Genomic DNA, 17,511 nt, shown 5'->3' on the forward strand with positions numbered 1-17,511 from the left:
ACCGCCTCCCGCCGTGTGCTACGAGCCCGAAGCAGCCGCAGGCACGCCGCTCGACGCGCTGCCCAGCTTCCAGCCGATCGCCTTTTCGCGCATGCCCACGAAGTCGGCGTAGATGCCCCGCTGGCGAATCAACTCGTCGTGCGTACCGCGCTGCGCAACACGCCCCCGGTCAAGCACGATGATCTGATCGGCATTGCGAACGGTCTTCAACCGGTGGGCGATCATGATAACGGTCCTGTTGCGCGTGAGCGCTTCCACCGCCCGTTGCAAGTCGCGCTCGTTCTCCGGGTCCACGTTGGCCGTAGCCTCGTCCAAGATGACAATGGGAGCGTCCTTCAAGATGGCGCGCGCAATGGAGATGCGCTGCCGCTCGCCGCCCGACACGGTAGCGCCGCCCTCCCCCAAACGCGTCTCGTACCCCTGGGGCAGCTTCTCGATAAACTCGTGGCAGCATGCTTTCCGAGCAGCCTCCTCGACCTCCGCGCGCGAAGCGTTCGGGCGACCGAACCTGATATTGTTCTCGACGGTATCGTCGAACAGGTACACGCCCTGAAACACCATCGAGAAATTGGCAAGCAGGTCATCCACCTTCCAATCGCGCACATCGGTGCCGCCAAGCGTGATGCGCCCCTGGTCAACATCCCAGAATCGTGCGATCAACTGGGTGAGCGTGGTCTTGCCCGACCCCGACGGCCCCACGATGGCGCACGTGGTGTTCTGCGGAATGGCCAGGGAGACCCGGTCGATCACCGTACGATCGCCGTACCCGAACGAAACGTCCTGCACCTCGATGTCAAGGTTGCGCGCGCACGAGACGCCTGCGCCTTCGCTCATGGCCGGCGTGGCTATCATGTCGTTCACCTTGTCCATGCAAATGTCGATCTGACGCAGCAGGCTGGCGAACAAGCCCGAGGCTTCCAGCTTCCCGTACACCATGAACGACGCGACGATGGCCACCAGGCACACGCCTGCATCCATGGTCCCCTGAATCCAGAACCACGCGGATGCCAGGCACATCGCCACGCTTGACGTCTTCGTTACCAGCGCCTGCAAAATGGCAAACGCCAAGAAACGCAACTCCATCGTCACGTTCATGCGCTCGCATTCGGAGATCGCCGCGTCAAGGCGCCGCTCCGCGTCCCCAGTCAAAGAGAATGCGCGCACCACGCTCATTCCCTGGATATATTCCAGAACAGCGCCCACGATAGCGCTCTGAGCCGCCACGCGTCGGCCGGACACGTTGCGCGCCGCGCGTTGCATCCAGGCATTGACCAGCAGAAAAACAGCAATCGTAACCACGACCACCAGCCCAAGGCGCCAATCGAAGAACACCAGCATCACCGCGACGATCGCCGAGAACACAAATCCCGAAATGACGTTCATGTACACCTGGCCGCCCGCGTTCTGCACGTCGTCGAGCGTGTTGGTCATGGTCGACGCGATGTCGCCCAGGCTGTTCTCGTTGAAGTAGCCCATGGGAAGGTAGCGCATGCGATCGCCGATCTGCGTGCGCTTCTCGCCCGTCATGGAGAAGTTCCCTTTGCAGAAATTCCTGCTCTTGAAATGCAGCGTGACGAAGCATCCGACGATGCTCCCCAGCATGATGAGCAGCGACGTCCACAGCGTGGACTCCGTCACGGCTCCGTCCGCTAGCGCGAACAGCACCACGGCAAGCGCCATCATCTGCCATGCTTCGAAGAACGAGTTGAGCACCGACCACGCCATTCCGCGCTTCAGGTAGGCAACGTAGCTGCCCCCGAAGGCGAAGTACTTCTTAAACGTTGACAACATGCTGATCTCCCTTGTCCGACTCGGCAAGCGTTGCGTCCTTGGCGTCGATATGCGCGTTGTACATGCCGGCGTACAGCGCGCATGATTCCATGAGCTGGGCATGCGTTCCCTCGGCCTCGATGCGCCCATCGTTTACCACCACGATTTTGTCGGCGTCGACGATAGTCGAAAGCCGGTGCGCCACAACGACGAGGGTCTTGCCCTCCACAAGCCGGCCTACCGCCTGCTCGATGACGGCTTCGTTTTCGGGGTCCGTATACGCCGTCGCTTCATCGAGAATGACCACCGGCGCATCCTTGAGCATCGCGCGCGCAATGGCGATGCGCTGGCGTTCGCCGCCCGACAAGTGACCGCCCGCACCGCCCACCACGGTCTCGTAGCCGTCCTCAAGGCCCTCGATGAACTCATGGCATCCGCTCGCTTTCGCCACGGCCACCACGTCCGCATCCGTCGCGCCCGGCCGTCCCCTGCGAATGTTGTTCATGACCGTGTCGTCGAACAGGTAGCTGTCCTGCTCGACGAACGAGACGCACCCGCTCAGCTGGGAGGCCGTCATGTCGTTGACCTGCGCGCCGCCTATTGCGACCCTTCCTTCGTCCGCATCCCAAAATCCCGCAATCAGGCGCGCGAGCGTCGACTTCCCCGAGCCCGACGGCCCAACGAGCGCCGTCACCTGCGCCGGCTCGATGGCCAGGCTTGCCCCACGTATCACCTCTTCGCGACCGTAGGAGAACCGTACGCCGTCAAGCTCGATGCGGGAGCCCTCCACGCGCGCAGGCGTATCGCGGCGGCGCTGTTCGGGCTGGTGAACAACCGAGGAAATCTGCTCGACCACGGTGCCGATCTGCGCAAGCGTATCGATAAAGTTCATGGCCGCGTACAGCGGCGGGAAAATAGACAGCGACAGCACCGCCAGCACAACGAACGTCGCCGGATCGAGCGTACCCTGCATAACGAACAGGCAGCCCACCGGCAGAACCGTCACCAGCGTGGCCGGCCAAATGGAAAGCCCCAGATCTTGGAATACCTGCACGTGGCTCATCCAATCGATGAACGAACGGGAATAGCGGTCCACCGCCTGAGAGAACTTCTCGTACGAGCTGGCCGATTGCCCAAAAGCCTTGATCACCTCAATGCCGTTAACGTACTCGACCGATGCCGAGTTCATATCCTCCCCCGCCTTGACCGTCTTGTTGTACCACGCGGCATAATCCTTCATCATGCCCAGATACCCCACGAGCCCGATCGGCAACGTGACCAGCGCCACAAGCGCCATGCGCCAGTCGAGCACGAACATGAACACGACCACTGCCAGCGGAACGAGCAGGTTCGACGTCATCTCCGGGACAAGATGGGCAAGCGTGGGCTCTATACTGTCGGTCTTCTCCACCATGATGTTCTTGAGTTTGCCCGAAGGAGTGTCCAGTACGTAGCCCAACGGCACGCGCGTCAGCTTATCGGCCATCCGACGACGAATCATCGAGATGGTGGAGAACGCCGAAACATGGGACACCGTGGTCGAGGCGTAGTGGAACGCAATATGCAGGGCATAGCCCGCGGCGGCCACACCGCACCAACCAAGGTAGAAGCCGAACTCGCGCACGCCGCCCAGCACGCCCACGATCATCTGACCAGCAGCGTAGTACGGCACGATACTGCCAGCCACGCCCACTACCGCCAACACCACCGATAGCGCAAAGCGCGCTCGATTCACACCGCCAGCCCAGTCAAGCAGCAGGGCAATCGGGTTCGGCCCTTGCAGACCGCCCTTGCACTCGCTCGACGCCTTCGAGGCATGATGATCGGCCGAAACCGTACCGCCCGCTGCAGCCTCGCTCCCAACGTCCATGCACAGCCCCTTTCCTAAAAGTTATCTATGGATTACTTTTAGGAGTATAACACTGTTACATAGCGGTGCTGCAAGAATTTTCCCGCTTTGCCCTCTTCGCCCAGCAGCCCCTGAGCGGGCATCCCGAGCCAGCATGCGCCTCGACGGAAAACCCGTCGTCCATCCGCTCCGCCCTTCACGCAATCTGCTCAATTGTGAAGAAACGATGAATCCCGCTCCTGCCGAAAGGCGCCTCTCGACTTTTTCCAGAAGTTAACCTAAACTAACAAATGTCAAATGAACGCGATGCCTTTCCTAATTCCCGAAAAAGCATCGATGCCCTTTTGACGACTTCTCCTCTTTGCTTTACCGGGCGATGGTGGTTTTCTCTCGTCTGGCCAGCCATCGCAGCGAAGCCCGCAAGATCCCCCCTCTTGCGGGCTTTCGTCTTTCCCGGATGCGAAGCCAATCTCCTACTCAAGCTCGCGCGCGGTCATAAGCTCGACGTACCCCGCATGAAAAAAGCACTCGAGCGACGCGACGAACGCATGGGCTTCGTCGCGCGGCATGCCGCTGACGAGCGGCTCGAAATAGCCCCGGAAAAACATGCTCGCAAGAATGCGCGCCGCAGCAGGCTCGATGTCCGCAATGGCCTCTCCGCGTTCACGCATCATGCGGGCGTAACGATGGGTGCTCTCCCGTTCAAGCTCAACGAACCCGTCAAGATACCCCTCCCACGTCGTTCCCGCCGCCTTCGCCAGAATCAGCACGAACGCATCGTGGTGGTCGTACACGTAGTCCAGCATGTCATGGATCAGAACCTGTTCGAACCCCTGCATGCCTTGGAGGGTCTGGCGCTCTTCGGGCAACGCGTAGAACTGCTCCTGCATGGTCGCGTAACGTCGGTACAGCTCGCTTCCCGCAGGCTCGACCAGCGCGTCGAACAGCGCCTCCTTACCGGAAAAGTACCCGTAGATAGCGCCCGTGGTCACATTCGCCGCAGAAGCGATCGAACGAAGCGACGCCTCAGCGAATCCTTTGTCCAAAAACTCCCTCGCCGCGCAGCCCAGAATACGCTCGCGAGAAGGTAACGCAGCATGCTCCGCCACCTTCTCCTTCGCCGTTGCCCGTCCGTCCATCGTCACCATCGGCAGCCCGTCCCATCTTTTCACATGGCCACCATGATAGCGCATCCGCCCCGAACGCACCCAACCGGAACAGCCCGCCGTCCATAGCGCCCCGAGCCAACGCCAGACTGCCAGACGCGGCGCGCGTCCGAAACGCTGCGGCAAATCTGCGGTTTTGGCGTGATGGGCGCATGGCGCTTGGGACAACGCCGGCTTTCCTCTATCATGGTCGGGTACCGAAACGAAGGAGCATTCACTATGTGCGGAATCTGCGGGTTCACCGGGGCGAACGAGGCCGACGCGCCCATCCTGAAAGCCATGTGCGACGTCATGGCGCATCGCGGTCCCGACGGCGAGGGTCAGTACCTCGACCAAGGCATCGCGCTTGGGCATCGGCGCCTGTCCCTCATCGACCTTGCGGGGGGCAATCAGCCCATGGTGCGCGCCACCGCCGAGCACGACGCCGCCGTCACCTCCCCTGCCCTTGCAAGCGACGGATCCCCCATCGCCGGGCCCGAAGCCGCCGCGACGAAGGGCGACTTCGCCATCGTGTTCAACGGCGAGATCTACAACTACCGCGACCTGCGCGCCGAGCTGGAATCCGAAGGCTGGGCGTTCAAGACGAACTCCGACACCGAGGTGCTGCTCACCGGCTACCTCGCCTGGGGCGAAGGCGTGCTCGACCGCCTGCGCGGCATGTTCGCGTTCGCCATTTGGAATCGCACGACGCGCGAGCTGTTCTGCGCGCGCGATTTCTTCGGCATCAAGCCGCTTTACTACACCGTGCAAGAGGGCCGGTTCGTTTTCGCGTCCGAGATCAAGTGCATCCTCGAGCATCCCGTTTACCAGCGCGAACTCAACGAAGAGGCGCTTGAACAGTACCTGTGCTTCCAGTTCTCGGCCCTTGACGAGACGTTCTTCAAGGGCATCTTCAAGCTTGCGCCCGCGCACTGCATGACCGTGCGCGCGGACGGCTCCATCGACATACGCCGCTACTGGCGGCCCACCTACGAATTCGACGAGAGCCGCAGCCGCCAGGACACCGTGGATGCCATCGACGCCGCCATGCGCGAATCGGTGCGCTATCACAACGTGGCGGACGTGGAAGTGGGGTCGTTCCTGTCCTCCGGCATCGATTCCAGCTACATGGCCGCATGCCTAGCCAAGGAAAACCCGGACATCAAAACGTTCACCGTGGGCTTCGCCGAATACGAAGGCGAGCGCGACGAGATCACCTGGGCCCGCGAGCTGGCCGACGAGCTCAAAATAGAGAACAACTCCAAGCACATCTCCGAAGAGGAGTACTGGGAAAGCCTCCCGCGCGTGCAATGGCACATGGACGAGCCCTCGGCCGACCCAAGCGCCGTAGCGCTTTACTTCGTCGATCAAGAGGCCGCCAAAAAGGTGAAGGCCGTGCTGTCGGGCGAAGGGGCCGACGAGTTCTTCGGCGGGTACCGCATCTACCAGACCCCCTTCGCCAACGCGAAGCTGTCCTGGGCGCCGAAGGGCCTGCTGCGCAGCGCATCGAAAGCCGCGAGAGCGCTGGGCGTCCGCGGCGCGAACTATCTGGAACGCGCGAGCGAGACCGTCGAGGACTGGTACTACACCAACGCGAACGGCGTGGCCTTCAGCCCCGAAGAGCGCGAGCGCCTTCTGCGCCGGCCCGTGCAAGCGTGCTCGCCGCAGAAACTGACCGCCCCCGTGTACGCCGAGGTCGAAAACCTCGATGAAACCACGCGCATGCAATACGTTGACCTGCATTTTTGGCTAGTAGGCGACATCTTGCTGAAAACGGACAAAATGTCGATGGCGCATTCGCTGGAAAGCCGCGTTCCCTTCCTGGACAAGCAGGTGTTCGACGTTTCGCGCACCATTCCCACGCGCCTGAAAGCCAACGACGAGCAGACGAAGCTCACGCTGCGCGAAGCGTCCGAGCGCGCCATCCCGAAGGATTGGGCGCAGAAGGAGAAGCTGGGCTTCCCCGTACCCGTGGTGAACTGGCTGCGCCAGGAACGCTACTACAACCAGATCAGGGAATGGTTCACCGGCGAGCTTGCAAGCACGTTCTTCAACACCGACGAGCTGGTGAAACTGCTCGACGAGCACAAGGCCGGAGCCGACCGCTCCCGCAAGATCTGGATAGTCTACATGTTCCTCATGTGGTACAAGATCTATTTTGTGGACCGGAGCATCCCGGACAAGCCCGCCGCCTAACAGGTCGAAGCATCCTAAGGCCCGTCGAGCACAACCGGCGGGCCTTACGTTTTACACCAGCTTGGACGCATCGACGGCCACCAGATGGCCGTGCTCGTCCTCGAACACGCACAGGCCGCCATCGCGGCTTTCGTACAGATGACGAAATCGTGCGAACGCATCGTGCCGTGCGTCGGAATCGACCGCTCGGCACGCCTTTCCCTTATCGGCAGCGCACGCCGCGGGCAAGGGCTTCTTGTTCTCGAACATGCTGCACCACCTTTGCGACCGAAAGGTTCCTGAACTTCCTTAATAGATAACGCGCCAGAACACCAGGCCCTGAGCAGGGGCGTTCTCCCCCGCCGCACGCCGATCGCGCGCCGCCAGAACCTCGCGCACCCAGTCAGCATCGCGCTGGCCGCGTCCCACGGTTACCAGCGTGCCCACGATCGTGCGCACCATGGAATGAAGGAACGCGTTTCCCACCACTTTGATGGTGATGATGTTTTCGCCCATGAACGTTTCGGGATGAAACGAGATTTCGCGAACATTACGATGCGTCGGTTTGTCCACCGCGGAAACAGCCATGCAAAAACTCTTGAAATCATGCTCGCCCAGCAAATGATGGGCGCCTGCCTCCATGGCGGACATATCCAAGCCGCCGGGAACAAACCACGAGAAGTCCTTCATGAAGATGGGGGCGGTGCTGTCCACACACAGGTGATAGTGGTACTCGCGCGCTCGCGCATCGAAACGCGCTGAGAAACCGGGCCTCTTGGGCTCCACTTCGCGTACGGTGATGCCCTCGTGCGTGAGCGCGTTCAGCGACCGACGCAACGAGAAGAGCGACCGCCCGCTCAAATCCTCGTCGCTCACGTCGAAGCTCACCACCTGACCCAGCGCATGCACGCCCGAATCGGTGCGCCCCGCGCAGGTGGTTTCCACGTCGCGCCTGAACAGCAGGCGCAGCGCCTCCTCCAGATTGCCCTGCACCGTCAGCTTGCCCGGCTGGCGGGCGAACCCGCAAAACGGCGCGCCGTTGTACGACAGCGTCAACGCCAGCGTATGGTCGAGCTGGGGCTTTACGAACGCACCGGGCGCATCGCAGGTCTCTGAAGAACAAGATTGTTGGAAAGAAGTAGTCGTATTCATAGCAACCATCATAAACGAAGGCGGCCGCGCGACCAAGCGCAACCGCCCTCCCTTGCCAAATCGTCAATCACCGCCGCCGCGCAGTCGGCCCGCAGGGCGCGTTGCCCACCAAGCGAGTTCCGCACGAGCCGGACAGCCCAGCGGGCCGTCCGTGCGAGCCCGGGACTGCCGAGAGACTGGGCAACGCGCCTTGCGGCCTTACGACGCCCTCCACACCTGCGCGCCGAACAGCTCCTGCAACTCGGACTTCATGATGGGGCTGTTCGAATCCACGGTTATGGGCAGTTCGGCGCGGAACTTGTGCCCGTCGTTTTGCTGGACGAACAGCACCACGCCGTCGCGCCCGGGATACGACTTCAAAATGCGGTTCAATCGCAAGGACTTCGACTGGTCGAAATCGGCCATCGGCACGCGCAGCTCCAGATGCGAGGGACGCGCGTCGTCCTCGCTCAGCTCTAGCGCCTCCATCTCGAACGCCATGATCTGGTTGCCGCGGTCGCTGTGCTCGAACTTGCCCTTCACCTTGACGATGGCGTCTTCCTGAATCGCCTCGGCGTTCTCGTCGTACTTGAAGCAGATGCACTCCACATGGCCCGTCGTATCCTCCAACGAGAACGTGGCCATCTTCGTGCCGCGCTTCGTCAGCTTCGTCACCACGGACGAGATCATGCCGATGAACACGGCCGACTTGATCTCCTTCGTGCGCTCGGCCAGATCGCCCAGCTGGAACTTCGTCATGCGGGCGATGTAGTTCTCGTACGGACGCAGCGGATGGTCCGAGACGTAGATCTTCATGATCTCCTTCTCGAACGTCAACAGCTGGCGCTTCGGCCACTCCACTCCGTCCGGAGCGGGAACCTCTTCCTCGAAGCCCGAGTCGGGGTCGTCGCCGAACAGGTCGAACATCGACACCTGCCCGCGCTCGCGGTCCTTCTGACGCTTCGACGCGCTTTCCAGAAGCGGCGTCTCGTCCACGAAGTACATGAGCTGCTTGCGCGTGTAGCCCGTCGAATCGAACGCCCCGCCCTTGATGAGCGCTTCGAGCGTCTTTCGGTTGTAGCACTTCGCGTCCAACCGGTTCACGAAGTCGTGCAGCGACGTGTAGGGGCCGTTCGCCTCGCGCTCGGCGATGATCTCGTCGGCAACGTTGCGCCCCACGCCGCGCACGCCGACCAGGCCGAAGCGAATGCCCTCTTCAACCGGCGTGAACTCGGCGTTCGACGAGTTGATGTCGGGAGGCAGCACCGGCGTGCCGTTGTGGTTGCAGCTGGAGATATAGCGAATCAGGCGATCGGTGTTGCCCATGTAGCTGGACAGAACGGCCGCCATGAAGTCGTTCGGATAGTGCGCCTTCAAATACGCGGTGCGCATGACCAAGATGGCGTATGCGGCCGAGTGCGATTTGTTGAACGCGTACTTAGCGAACTTCTCGGCGTCTTCCCAGATCTGCTTGGCGATCTCAAGCGAGTAGCCGTTCTCCACCGCGCCGTTGTTCCAGTCTTCCTGCAACCCGCGCATGACGTCGAGCTTCTTCTTGCCCATTGCCTTGCGCAGCTTGTCGGCTTTACCAGCGGAAAAGCCGCTCATGGCCATGGAGATCTGCATGATCTGCTCTTGGTAGACCATGGTGCCGTACGTTTCCTCCAGGATGGAGCGCAAACGCTCGTCGTAATAGTGGATCTGCGTCTTGCCGCTTGCCACCTTCACGTAGTCGTCCACCATGCCGGACTCCAACGGGCCCGGGCGGTTGAGCGCGATCGAGGCGACGATGTCCGAGAAGCGCTTAGGTGGGAGCCGTGCGAACAAGCCCACGTACAGCGCGCCCTCCACCTGGAACAAGCCGTCCATGTTGCCCGACTGCATGAGCACGAACGCGCGCTCGTCGTCGATGGGAATCTCCTCGGGGATCACCTTGGTGCCGAAACGCGCCTCGATGTTGCGGCACGCGCGCGACAGCACGCCCAGGGTGCGCAGACCCAAGAAGTCCATCTTCAGCAAGCCTAGGTCGGGCGTGTAGTGACCGTCGTACTGCGTGATGATGCCGCCGCCCTTGGTATCGCGCTTCATGGGCACGTGCTCGCTCATGGGGTCGCGGCAGATGATGGTGGCGCACGCGTGCACGCCCTCGCCGCGCACGTGGCCTTCGATGGACTTGGCCGCGTCGATGACGGCCTTCACGTCCTCTTCGGTCTCGTACGCCTTCTTGAGGTCGAGGTTCGTCTCGAGCGCCTTGTCGATGGTGATGCCCAGCTCGTCGCCGATCATCTTCGTGATCTTGTCGCCCGTGCTGTACGGATAGTCCAGCACGCGCGCAGCGTCGCGCACGGCGTTTTTCGCCTGCAGCTTGCCGAAGGTGATAACGCCGGCTACGTGATCCTCGCCGTACACTTCCTTGATGTGCTCGATGACCTCTTGGCGACGTTCATCCTCGAAGTCGACGTCGATATCGGGCATCTCCACGCGTTCGGGCGAAAGGAATCGCTCGAACAGCAAGCCGTTGGAAAGCGGGTCCAAGTCGGTGATGCCCATGGCGTACGCCACGATGGCGCCTGCAGCCGATCCACGGCCCGGGCCAACGCCGATGCCCTGGCTGCGAGCCCACTCGATGTACTCCTGCACGATCAGGAAGTACGCCGGGAATCCCTGCTGAATGATGATGCTCATCTCGTAGTCGGCGCGCTCTTGCGCCTCCTGCGGCACCGGATCCCCGTAGCGCTTGATCAGGCCTTCCTGGACACGCGTGCGAAACCAGCTGTCCTCGGTTTCCCCTTCGGGCAGCGGGAAGCGCGGCAGAACCGAATCGCGCTCGAGCACCACGTCGCACTTGGCCGCCAGCTCCACCGTGTTGTCGCACGCTTCCGGAAAGTCCTTGAGCGCCTCGCGCATCTCCTCTTCGGTCTTCATGTAGAACTGGTCGTTCTCGAAGCGCATGCGGTTCGCGTCGTTCATGGCGCTGCCCGTGCCGATGCACAGCATGATGTCCTGCGCGCGGGCGTCCTCGCGCGTCAGGTAGTGGAAGTCGTTCGTAGCGATGGTCTTGAGGCCCGCCGCCTGAGCCAGCTTCGTCAACTGATGGTTGAGCTGCGTCTGCGTAAGGCCGGCATCGGTCATGATGCCCTGGTTCTGCAGCTCGATGTAGAAGTCGCCCGGATCGAAGCAGCTGGCCAGCTTATGCGCCCATTCAAGCGCCTCGTCGAACTGGTTGTTGTCGAGCAGCTTGGGAATGATGCCCGCAATGCAGGCGGACGAGCCGATAATGCCCTTGCCGTACTTCTGCAACATGCTGAAGGTCGTGCGCGGCTTGTAGTAGAAGTTGTCGACGTGCGACTCGCTTACCAGACGAAGCAGGTTGTGGTAGCCCTCGTTGGTCTTGGACAGCAGCAGCAGGTGGTAGAGCTTCGGCTTGACGTCCTTGCGCAGCTCTTCATCGGTTGTGAAGTACACTTCGCAGCCGTAAATGGGCTTGACGCGGATGCCCGTTTCCTTCTCGACGGCGTCGCACGCGTCGCACAGCTCGGGCACGCCGGACATCACGCCGTGATCGGAGATCGCCACGGCGGGCATGCCCAACTCGGCCGCGCGCCTGACCATGTCCTTCACATGCGTTGCGCCGTCGAGCAAGGAATATTCAGTGTGGTTGTGCAGGTGGACGAATGCCATAGCTATGCCTCGAATCAGTTAGGGATACGCGGGATTTTGGTTGTAGTCATGATACCAGCATTGCCCGAAAAGGTGTTCGAACAAACGATGGATTTTCGCAAGGGGCAAGCCGGACAGAACCCTCGCATCGCACGGGCATCGCGCGCGCCGCACGCAAAAGCCCCCGACCCTAATGGATCGGGGGCTTGCGTCTTGCTTCGATGGCGGCTTTCAGCCGTTGCGTTGCCAAGCGACCTCGAGCCGCACGTCGCAGGTTCGCCTCAAGCGACCTAGCCGACAGCTTTCAGCTGCACGTCGCACCACGCCTTATCGGCATGAAGCGTCGTTTTGGCGGCATCTCCCTCGGCCAAACCCGCAAGCTCGACCTCGATGGCTGCCAGCTGCTCGCGCACCTGCGCGGCATCGATCTCGGCAACAGGGAGCGCGCGGTCGGCCAAGACGATAACCTTGTCGTCCGTGACCTCCACGTAGCCGCCCTGCAGCGCGTAGTGCCTAACCTCTTTGTCAGAGGCTCCCGTCACGCGCGCCACGCCGTCGGCGAGCACCGACACGAGCGGCGCATGTCCGCGCAGAAAGCCCATCTCGCCTTCGACGCCGGGCACGACGACGAACTCGGCCTCTTCGGAGACCAGCTTCGCCACCGGCGTCACGATGTCGCACATGAATCCAGCCATTTACGCGTCCTTCTTCATCGCTTCGTACGCAGCGTACACGTCCTCGATGGAGCCCTTCATGCGGAAGCACTGCTCGGGGATCTCGTCGCACTCGCCGTCCAGGATGGCGGCGAAGGAGCGGATGGTGTCCTCAAGCTTGACGTACTTGCCCGGCAGGCCCGTGAACTGCTCGGCCACGTGGAAGCACTGGCCGAAGAACTGCTGCGCCTTACGAGCGCGGTTCACGATCTTCTTCTGGTCCTCGGACAGCTCGTCCATACCAAGGATGGCGATGATGTCCTGCAGGTCCTTGTAGTTCTGCAGCAGCTCCTGGATGCCGACGGCCACGCGATAGTGCTCGTCGCCGACGATCTGCGGGTCGAGCGCGCGGGAGGTGGACTCCAGCGGGTCGACAGCCGGGTAGATGCCCAGCTCGGAGATCGAACGGGACAGAACCGTCTTGGCATCGAGGTGCGTGAACGTCGTGGCCGGCGCGGGGTCGGTCAAGTCGTCAGCGGGCACGTACACGGCCTGCACCGACGTGATGGAGCCGGTGGACGTGGACGTGATGCGCTCCTGCAGGTCGCCCATCTCGGTAGCCAGCGTGGGCTGGTAGCCAACGGCGGACGGCATGCGGCCCAGAAGTGCGGACACTTCGGAACCGGCCTGCGTGAAGCGGAAGATGTTGTCCACGAACAGCAGAACGTCCTGGCCCTGGTCACGGAAGTACTCGGCCTCGGTAAGGCCGGCCAGACCCACGCGCAGACGCGCTCCCGGGGGCTCGTTCATCTGACCGTACACCAGGCAGGTCTTGTTGATGACGCCCGAGTCGCTCATCTCGAGGTACAGGTCAGTACCCTCGCGAGTGCGCTCGCCTACGCCCGTGAAGACCGACGTGCCGCCGTGCTCCTGGGCCAGGTTGTTGATGAGCTCCTGGATGATAACGGTCTTGCCGACGCCAGCGCCGCCGAACAGGCCCGTCTTGCCGCCCTTGACGAAGGGCTCCACCAGGTCGATTGCCTTGATGCCGGTCTCGAAGATCTCGGTCGTCGTGGACAGCTCGTCGTAGTCCGGGGCCGGACGGTGAATCGGCATGTAGCCGGACACCTCGGGCATCGGCTTCTCGTCAACGGGCTCGCCCATGACGTTCCAGATGCGACCAAGCGTCTCGGGGCCGACGGGCATCATGATGGGGTGGCCCGTATCGACAACCTGAGCGCCGCGGACAAGACCGTCCGTCGAGCTCATAGCCACCGAACGGACAAGGTTGCCCGGCAGGTGGGTTTCGACCTCGAGGACGAGGTGGATATCGCCCGCCGGGGTCTTCGCATCAACCGTCAGCGCGTTGTAAATCGCCGGCAGCTGATCGGGAGGAAACTCGACGTCAACAACAGGACCGACGATACGCACGATGCGTCCGGCAGCGCCCTTGCTGGCTTCGATCTCCTCCTTAGTAAACATGTGTTCAGCCATTTAATCCTCCAAAGCCGCTGCGCCACCGACGATTTCCGAAATCTCGGTCGTGATAGCGCCCTGGCGTACGCGGTTATACAGTCTGGTCAACGTTTCGACCATTTCGGTAGCGTTTTCCGTCGCCGACATCATGGCGTTGCGACGCGCGCCCTGCTCGGCAGCAGCCGAGTCGATAAGCGCATGGTAGAGCGTCGTGCGCACGTAAGCCGGCAGAAGCTGGTCGAGAACGGCCTCGGCGCTCGGCTCGAAGATCACGTCGCCCTCGGGCTTCGCTTCACTGTCGGCCGCTACGCCGTCGTCAGCCAGTTCGGCCTTGAGCTTCTCCGTGTCGACGGGCAGCACGAGCTCCTGGCGAAGCTGCTGCTCGGCAGCGTTCTTCGCGTGGTTGTACACGACGATAACCTCGTCGATGTCACCGTTCACGTAGCCGTCGATGGCAAAAGTGGCAACCGAAGCAGCCTCTTCCACCGTAGGATCGGCGGACAGATCCGCGAACGAAAGCACCGGCTGCACCTTGCGGTAGGTGTAGTACCCGACGGCCTTCTTGCCGCAGGCGACGACCTCGACGGTCGCGCCCGCCGCCTGCTTGTCCTTCATGAGGCGATCGACGTGCCGCAGCACATTGCTGTTGAAGCCGCCGGCCAGACCGCGGTCGGACACGACGACCACTACGAGCACGTTCTTGACCTCGTCGTGCTTGCGCAGCAGCGCGTTTTCAGAGCCACCTACACGCTTGGCAACGTTGGCCAACATTTCGACCATGGAGTCAGCGTAAGGCGTGGAAGCCGCGACGCGCTCTCCGGCGCGACGGATCTTCGCAGCCGCCACCATCTCCATGGTGCGCGTGATCTGCTTCGTCGAGGAGACGGAGCTGATACGCCGTTCTATGTCGTGAAGGTTGGGCATAGTCTACCTGCCTTAGGAAGCCGTGGGTGCGAACTGCAGCTTGAAAGCCTCGATCGCAGCGTTCAGGTCGGTTTCGATGGCATCGGTGAACTTCTGCTCCTTCTCGAGAGCCGCGACGATCTCCGCCTTGGAGGCGTGGATGTAGTCGAGCAGCTCGCCGCGGAAGCGGACGACGTCGCACACCGGGATGTCGTCAAGGTAGCCGCGCGCACCCGAGTAGATGGCGATGGCCTGGTCCATGACGGGCATCGGCACGTAACGACCCTGCTTCAAGAGCTCGGTCATGTGAGCACCGCGGTTCAGCTGGTCCAGCGTGGCCTTGTCCAGGTCGCTGCCGAACTGCGTGAACGCCTGCAACTCGCGATAGGCGGCCAGGTCGAGACGCAGCGTACCGGCAACCTGCTTCATAGCCTTGACCTGCGCGGAACCGCCAACGCGCGACACGGAAATGCCGACGTTGACAGCGGGGCGCTGGCCCTGGAAGAACAGGTCGGTGGACAGGAAGATCTGACCGTCGGTGATGGAGATGACGTTGGTCGGGATGTAGGCGGACACGTCGCCAGCCTGCGTCTCGATCACGGGCAGAGCCGTGAGGGAGCCCGCACCGTACTCATCGGACATCTTGACCGCGCGCTCGAGCAAGCGAGAGTGCAGGTAGAAGATGTCGCCCGGATACGCCTCGCGTCCCGGCGGGCGGCGCAGCGTCAGCGACATCTGACGATAGGCCACAGCCTGCTTGGACAGGTCGTCGTAAATGCACAGCACGTGACGGCCCGGGTTGTCGGCGGAAGCCGGCTTGCCGTCCTCGCCGTTGTACATGAAGTACTCGCCGATGGCGGCACCCGCCATGGGGGCGATGTACTGCAGCGGAGCGGAGTCGGAAGCCGAGGCGTTCACGATGATCGTGTACTCCATGGCGCCATGGCGCTCCAGCGTCTCCACCAGGCCGGCGACCGTGGACGCCTTCTGGCCGATAGCGACGTAGATGCAGATCATGTCCTTGCCCTTTTGGTTGATGATGGCATCAACCGCAATGGCCGTCTTGCCGGTCTGACGGTCGCCGATGATCAGCTCGCGTTGGCCGCGGCCAACGGGGATCATCGAGTCGATAGCCAGGATACCGGTTTGCATCGGCTCCTCAACGGGCTGGCGCTGAATAACGCCGGGGGCCTTGAACTCGACCGGGCGCATGCCGTCGGCCTTGATGGGGCCCTTGCCGTCGATAGGCATGCCGAGCGGGTTCACCACGCGGCCGAGCATACCCTTGCCCGACGGGATCTCCACGATACGACCAGTGGTCTTGACCTGATCGTTTTCCTTGATTGCGGTGACGTCACCAAGCAGCACGGCGCCGACTTCGTCCTCTTCGAGGTTCTGAGCCATACCGTACACGGTCTGGCCGTTGGAACCCACGAATTCGAGGAGCTCGCCCGCCATGGCGTCTTTCAGGCCGTCGACGCGCGCGATGCCGTCGCCCACCTGGATGACGGTACCCACCTCGCGAGATTCGACGCTCGTGTTCAACGCATCAAGCTGCTTGCGCAGTGCATCGTCAATAGACTGTGCGGTGATTTCAGTCACTAGCATTCACCTCCATCTGTTGATAGTTTGAGCACGTTGCGAGCGCTTTCCAACTGCGACTTGACGCTGGCGTCGATTCGCTTGCCGTTTGCACTCATCAATATGCCGCCGAGCAGAGACGGGTCGATGTGCTCTCGCAGCACCACGTTCGTCCCCAGGTCGGCTTGCGTTTTCTTTACAATGACCTCGCGCAAATGATCGTCCAGCTCGACGACGGTCGTGACATCGACGACGGTAACGTTCAACTTGCGTTCGAGAGCCTCTCCATAGCTAGCCCATACGCGCGACAGCAACGCGAAGTCCCCGCGTTCCGCCATGACGGCCAGAACATCCACGAGAACAGGATTCGCCTGCGCAAAGACGCTGCGCGCAAGCTCGTTCCTCTGCTCGGGCGTATAGGAGCTGTCCTCCAAAGCGTCGGAGAGTTCCATGTTCGAACGCACGATGCGAATAATGCGCTCAGCCTGGTCGCGAACTTCCAGAGCGGCATCCTGGCCGCCTGCAACGTACGCGCCATCCAAGAGGACGGACGCATACGTCGCGACCTTTTCCCTTTGAACATGGCGGTTAGTTGGCATTGAAACTGCCCGCCTCGTTCACGTAACGCTCAATGATCTTGCGATGCTCGGCATCGCCCAGATCCTCGCCGATCAAGCGGGATGCAACGGCGACGGACAGGTCGGCAACCGAACCCTGAAGCTCGGAGATAGCGGCCTTCTTGTCAGCTTCGATGGCGGCATGCGCCTTCTCGATCATGACGGTGGCCTCGGACTGCGCCTTGGCGGTGATGTCCGCCTTCACAGCCTCGCCGGTCTTCTTCGCGTCTGCAACGATCTGAGCAGCCTGGGTCTTCGCATCTTCCAGCTGGGACTTGTACTCTTCCAGCACGCGTTCGCTCTCGATGCGCGCCTGCTCAGACTTCTCAAGGGACTCCTTGATGGTCTGCTCGCGCTTCTCGAGCATGTCGTTGAACTTCGGCCAGCCGAACTTGGCCAGCACGAACCACAGCACCAGGAAGGCGATGAGCATCGGGACGAATTCCACCATGTTCGGCAGAATCGCGCTGATTCCCGCAGCGTCCTCCCCTTCGCTAGCAAACGCGAGCGCAGGAAAAGCAAACGTCATGCTGCCGGCGGCGAGCACGGCG

The 17,511-nt window shown here is 62.0% G+C and carries 13 protein-coding genes; 1 reads left to right on the forward strand and 12 read right to left on the reverse strand.

The window, feature by feature from the left end:
• Nucleotides 1-18 precede the first annotated feature (18 nt).
• From DMP08_RS07830 to DMP08_RS07840, 3 genes are all read right to left on the reverse strand, one after another.
• The gene (locus DMP08_RS07830; protein WP_123192374.1) at nucleotides 19-1,791 is read right to left on the reverse strand and encodes an ABC transporter ATP-binding protein; all 1,773 of its coding nucleotides are present in this window, start codon (nucleotides 1,789-1,791) and stop codon (nucleotides 19-21) included.
• Nucleotides 1,775-3,640 carry an ABC transporter ATP-binding protein gene (locus DMP08_RS07835; protein ID WP_123192375.1) on the reverse strand — a complete coding sequence of 622 codons (1,866 nt, stop codon included), beginning with the start codon at nucleotides 3,638-3,640 and terminating at the stop codon, nucleotides 1,775-1,777. The genes DMP08_RS07830 and DMP08_RS07835 overlap by 17 nt, the downstream gene beginning before the upstream one ends.
• Before the next feature lie 452 nt (nucleotides 3,641-4,092).
• Nucleotides 4,093-4,791: a TetR/AcrR family transcriptional regulator gene (locus DMP08_RS07840; protein WP_161555444.1), complete on the reverse strand. Its 699-nt coding sequence runs from the start codon at nucleotides 4,789-4,791 to the stop codon at nucleotides 4,093-4,095.
• A gap of 213 nt (nucleotides 4,792-5,004) precedes the next feature.
• On the opposite strand from DMP08_RS07840, the gene asnB reads away from it, so the two are divergent.
• A complete protein-coding gene (gene asnB, locus DMP08_RS07845) occupies nucleotides 5,005-6,960 on the forward strand; it encodes an asparagine synthase (glutamine-hydrolyzing) (RefSeq protein WP_123192376.1) in 1,956 nt (651 codons plus the stop codon).
• A 51-nt stretch (nucleotides 6,961-7,011) separates the two neighbouring features.
• Here the strand turns inward: asnB and DMP08_RS07850 are convergent, their stop codons facing one another.
• From DMP08_RS07850 to atpF, 9 genes are all read right to left on the reverse strand, one after another.
• Nucleotides 7,012-7,209, reverse strand: a complete 198-nt coding sequence (locus tag DMP08_RS07850; RefSeq protein ID WP_123192377.1) for a hypothetical protein — start codon at nucleotides 7,207-7,209, stop codon at nucleotides 7,012-7,014.
• 39 nt (nucleotides 7,210-7,248) lie between these two features.
• On the reverse strand, nucleotides 7,249-8,091 hold the full coding sequence (gene truA, locus DMP08_RS07855; protein WP_123192405.1) for a tRNA pseudouridine(38-40) synthase TruA: 843 nt from the start codon (nucleotides 8,089-8,091) through the stop codon (nucleotides 7,249-7,251).
• 198 nt (nucleotides 8,092-8,289) lie between these two features.
• A complete protein-coding gene (gene dnaE / locus DMP08_RS07860; RefSeq protein ID WP_123192378.1) occupies nucleotides 8,290-11,751 on the reverse strand; it encodes a DNA polymerase III subunit alpha in 3,462 nt (1,153 codons plus the stop codon).
• Between the two features lie 269 nt (nucleotides 11,752-12,020).
• Nucleotides 12,021-12,425, reverse strand: coding sequence for an ATP synthase F1 subunit epsilon (gene atpC, locus DMP08_RS07865; RefSeq protein ID WP_123192379.1), 405 nt, complete (start codon nucleotides 12,423-12,425; stop codon nucleotides 12,021-12,023).
• Entirely contained in the window at nucleotides 12,426-13,877 is a 1,452-nt protein-coding gene (atpD, locus tag DMP08_RS07870) for a F0F1 ATP synthase subunit beta (RefSeq protein WP_123192380.1), read from the reverse strand.
• Entirely contained in the window at nucleotides 13,878-14,783 is a 906-nt protein-coding gene (gene atpG / locus DMP08_RS07875) for an ATP synthase F1 subunit gamma (RefSeq protein ID WP_114566801.1), read from the reverse strand.
• A gap of 12 nt (nucleotides 14,784-14,795) precedes the next feature.
• The gene (gene atpA / locus DMP08_RS07880; protein WP_181792552.1) at nucleotides 14,796-16,370 is read right to left on the reverse strand and encodes a F0F1 ATP synthase subunit alpha; all 1,575 of its coding nucleotides are present in this window, start codon (nucleotides 16,368-16,370) and stop codon (nucleotides 14,796-14,798) included.
• Nucleotides 16,364-16,942: an ATP synthase F1 subunit delta gene (gene atpH / locus DMP08_RS07885; protein WP_123192381.1), complete on the reverse strand. Its 579-nt coding sequence runs from the start codon at nucleotides 16,940-16,942 to the stop codon at nucleotides 16,364-16,366. The genes atpA and atpH overlap by 7 nt, the downstream gene beginning before the upstream one ends.
• Nucleotides 16,932-17,489 (reverse strand): F0F1 ATP synthase subunit B, encoded by a 558-nt coding sequence (atpF, locus tag DMP08_RS07890; RefSeq protein WP_420541192.1) that lies wholly within the window; start codon nucleotides 17,487-17,489, stop codon nucleotides 16,932-16,934. Before atpF ends, atpH begins: the two co-directional genes overlap by 11 nt.
• Nucleotides 17,490-17,511: the final 22 nt, after the last annotated feature.

Origin of the sequence: Paraeggerthella hongkongensis (genome assembly GCF_003726035.1) — a bacterium.
GTDB classification, from domain to species: Bacteria; Actinomycetota; Coriobacteriia; order Coriobacteriales; family Eggerthellaceae; genus Paraeggerthella; species Paraeggerthella hongkongensis.

Coding starts and splice junctions, on each gene's coding strand:
- DMP08_RS07830 (WP_123192374.1), bottom strand. CDS start 1,791: ATGTTGTCAACGTTTAAGAAGTACTTCGCCTTCGGGGGCAGCTACGTT.
- DMP08_RS07835 (WP_123192375.1), bottom strand. CDS start 3,640: ATGGACGTTGGGAGCGAGGCTGCAGCGGGCGGTACGGTTTCGGCCGAT.
- asnB (WP_123192376.1), top strand. CDS start 5,005: ATGTGCGGAATCTGCGGGTTCACCGGGGCGAACGAGGCCGACGCGCCC.
- DMP08_RS07850 (WP_123192377.1), bottom strand. CDS start 7,209: ATGTTCGAGAACAAGAAGCCCTTGCCCGCGGCGTGCGCTGCCGATAAG.
- truA (WP_123192405.1), bottom strand. CDS start 8,091: ATGAATACGACTACTTCTTTCCAACAATCTTGTTCTTCAGAGACCTGC.
- dnaE (WP_123192378.1), bottom strand. CDS start 11,751: ATGGCATTCGTCCACCTGCACAACCACACTGAATATTCCTTGCTCGAC.
- atpC (WP_123192379.1), bottom strand. CDS start 12,425: ATGGCTGGATTCATGTGCGACATCGTGACGCCGGTGGCGAAGCTGGTC.
- atpD (WP_123192380.1), bottom strand. CDS start 13,877: ATGGCTGAACACATGTTTACTAAGGAGGAGATCGAAGCCAGCAAGGGC.
- atpG (WP_114566801.1), bottom strand. CDS start 14,783: ATGCCCAACCTTCACGACATAGAACGGCGTATCAGCTCCGTCTCCTCG.
- atpA (WP_181792552.1), bottom strand. CDS start 16,370: ATGCTAGTGACTGAAATCACCGCACAGTCTATTGACGATGCACTGCGC.
- atpH (WP_123192381.1), bottom strand. CDS start 16,942: ATGCCAACTAACCGCCATGTTCAAAGGGAAAAGGTCGCGACGTATGCG.
- atpF (WP_420541192.1), bottom strand. CDS start 17,489: ATGACGTTTGCTTTTCCTGCGCTCGCGTTTGCTAGCGAAGGGGAGGAC.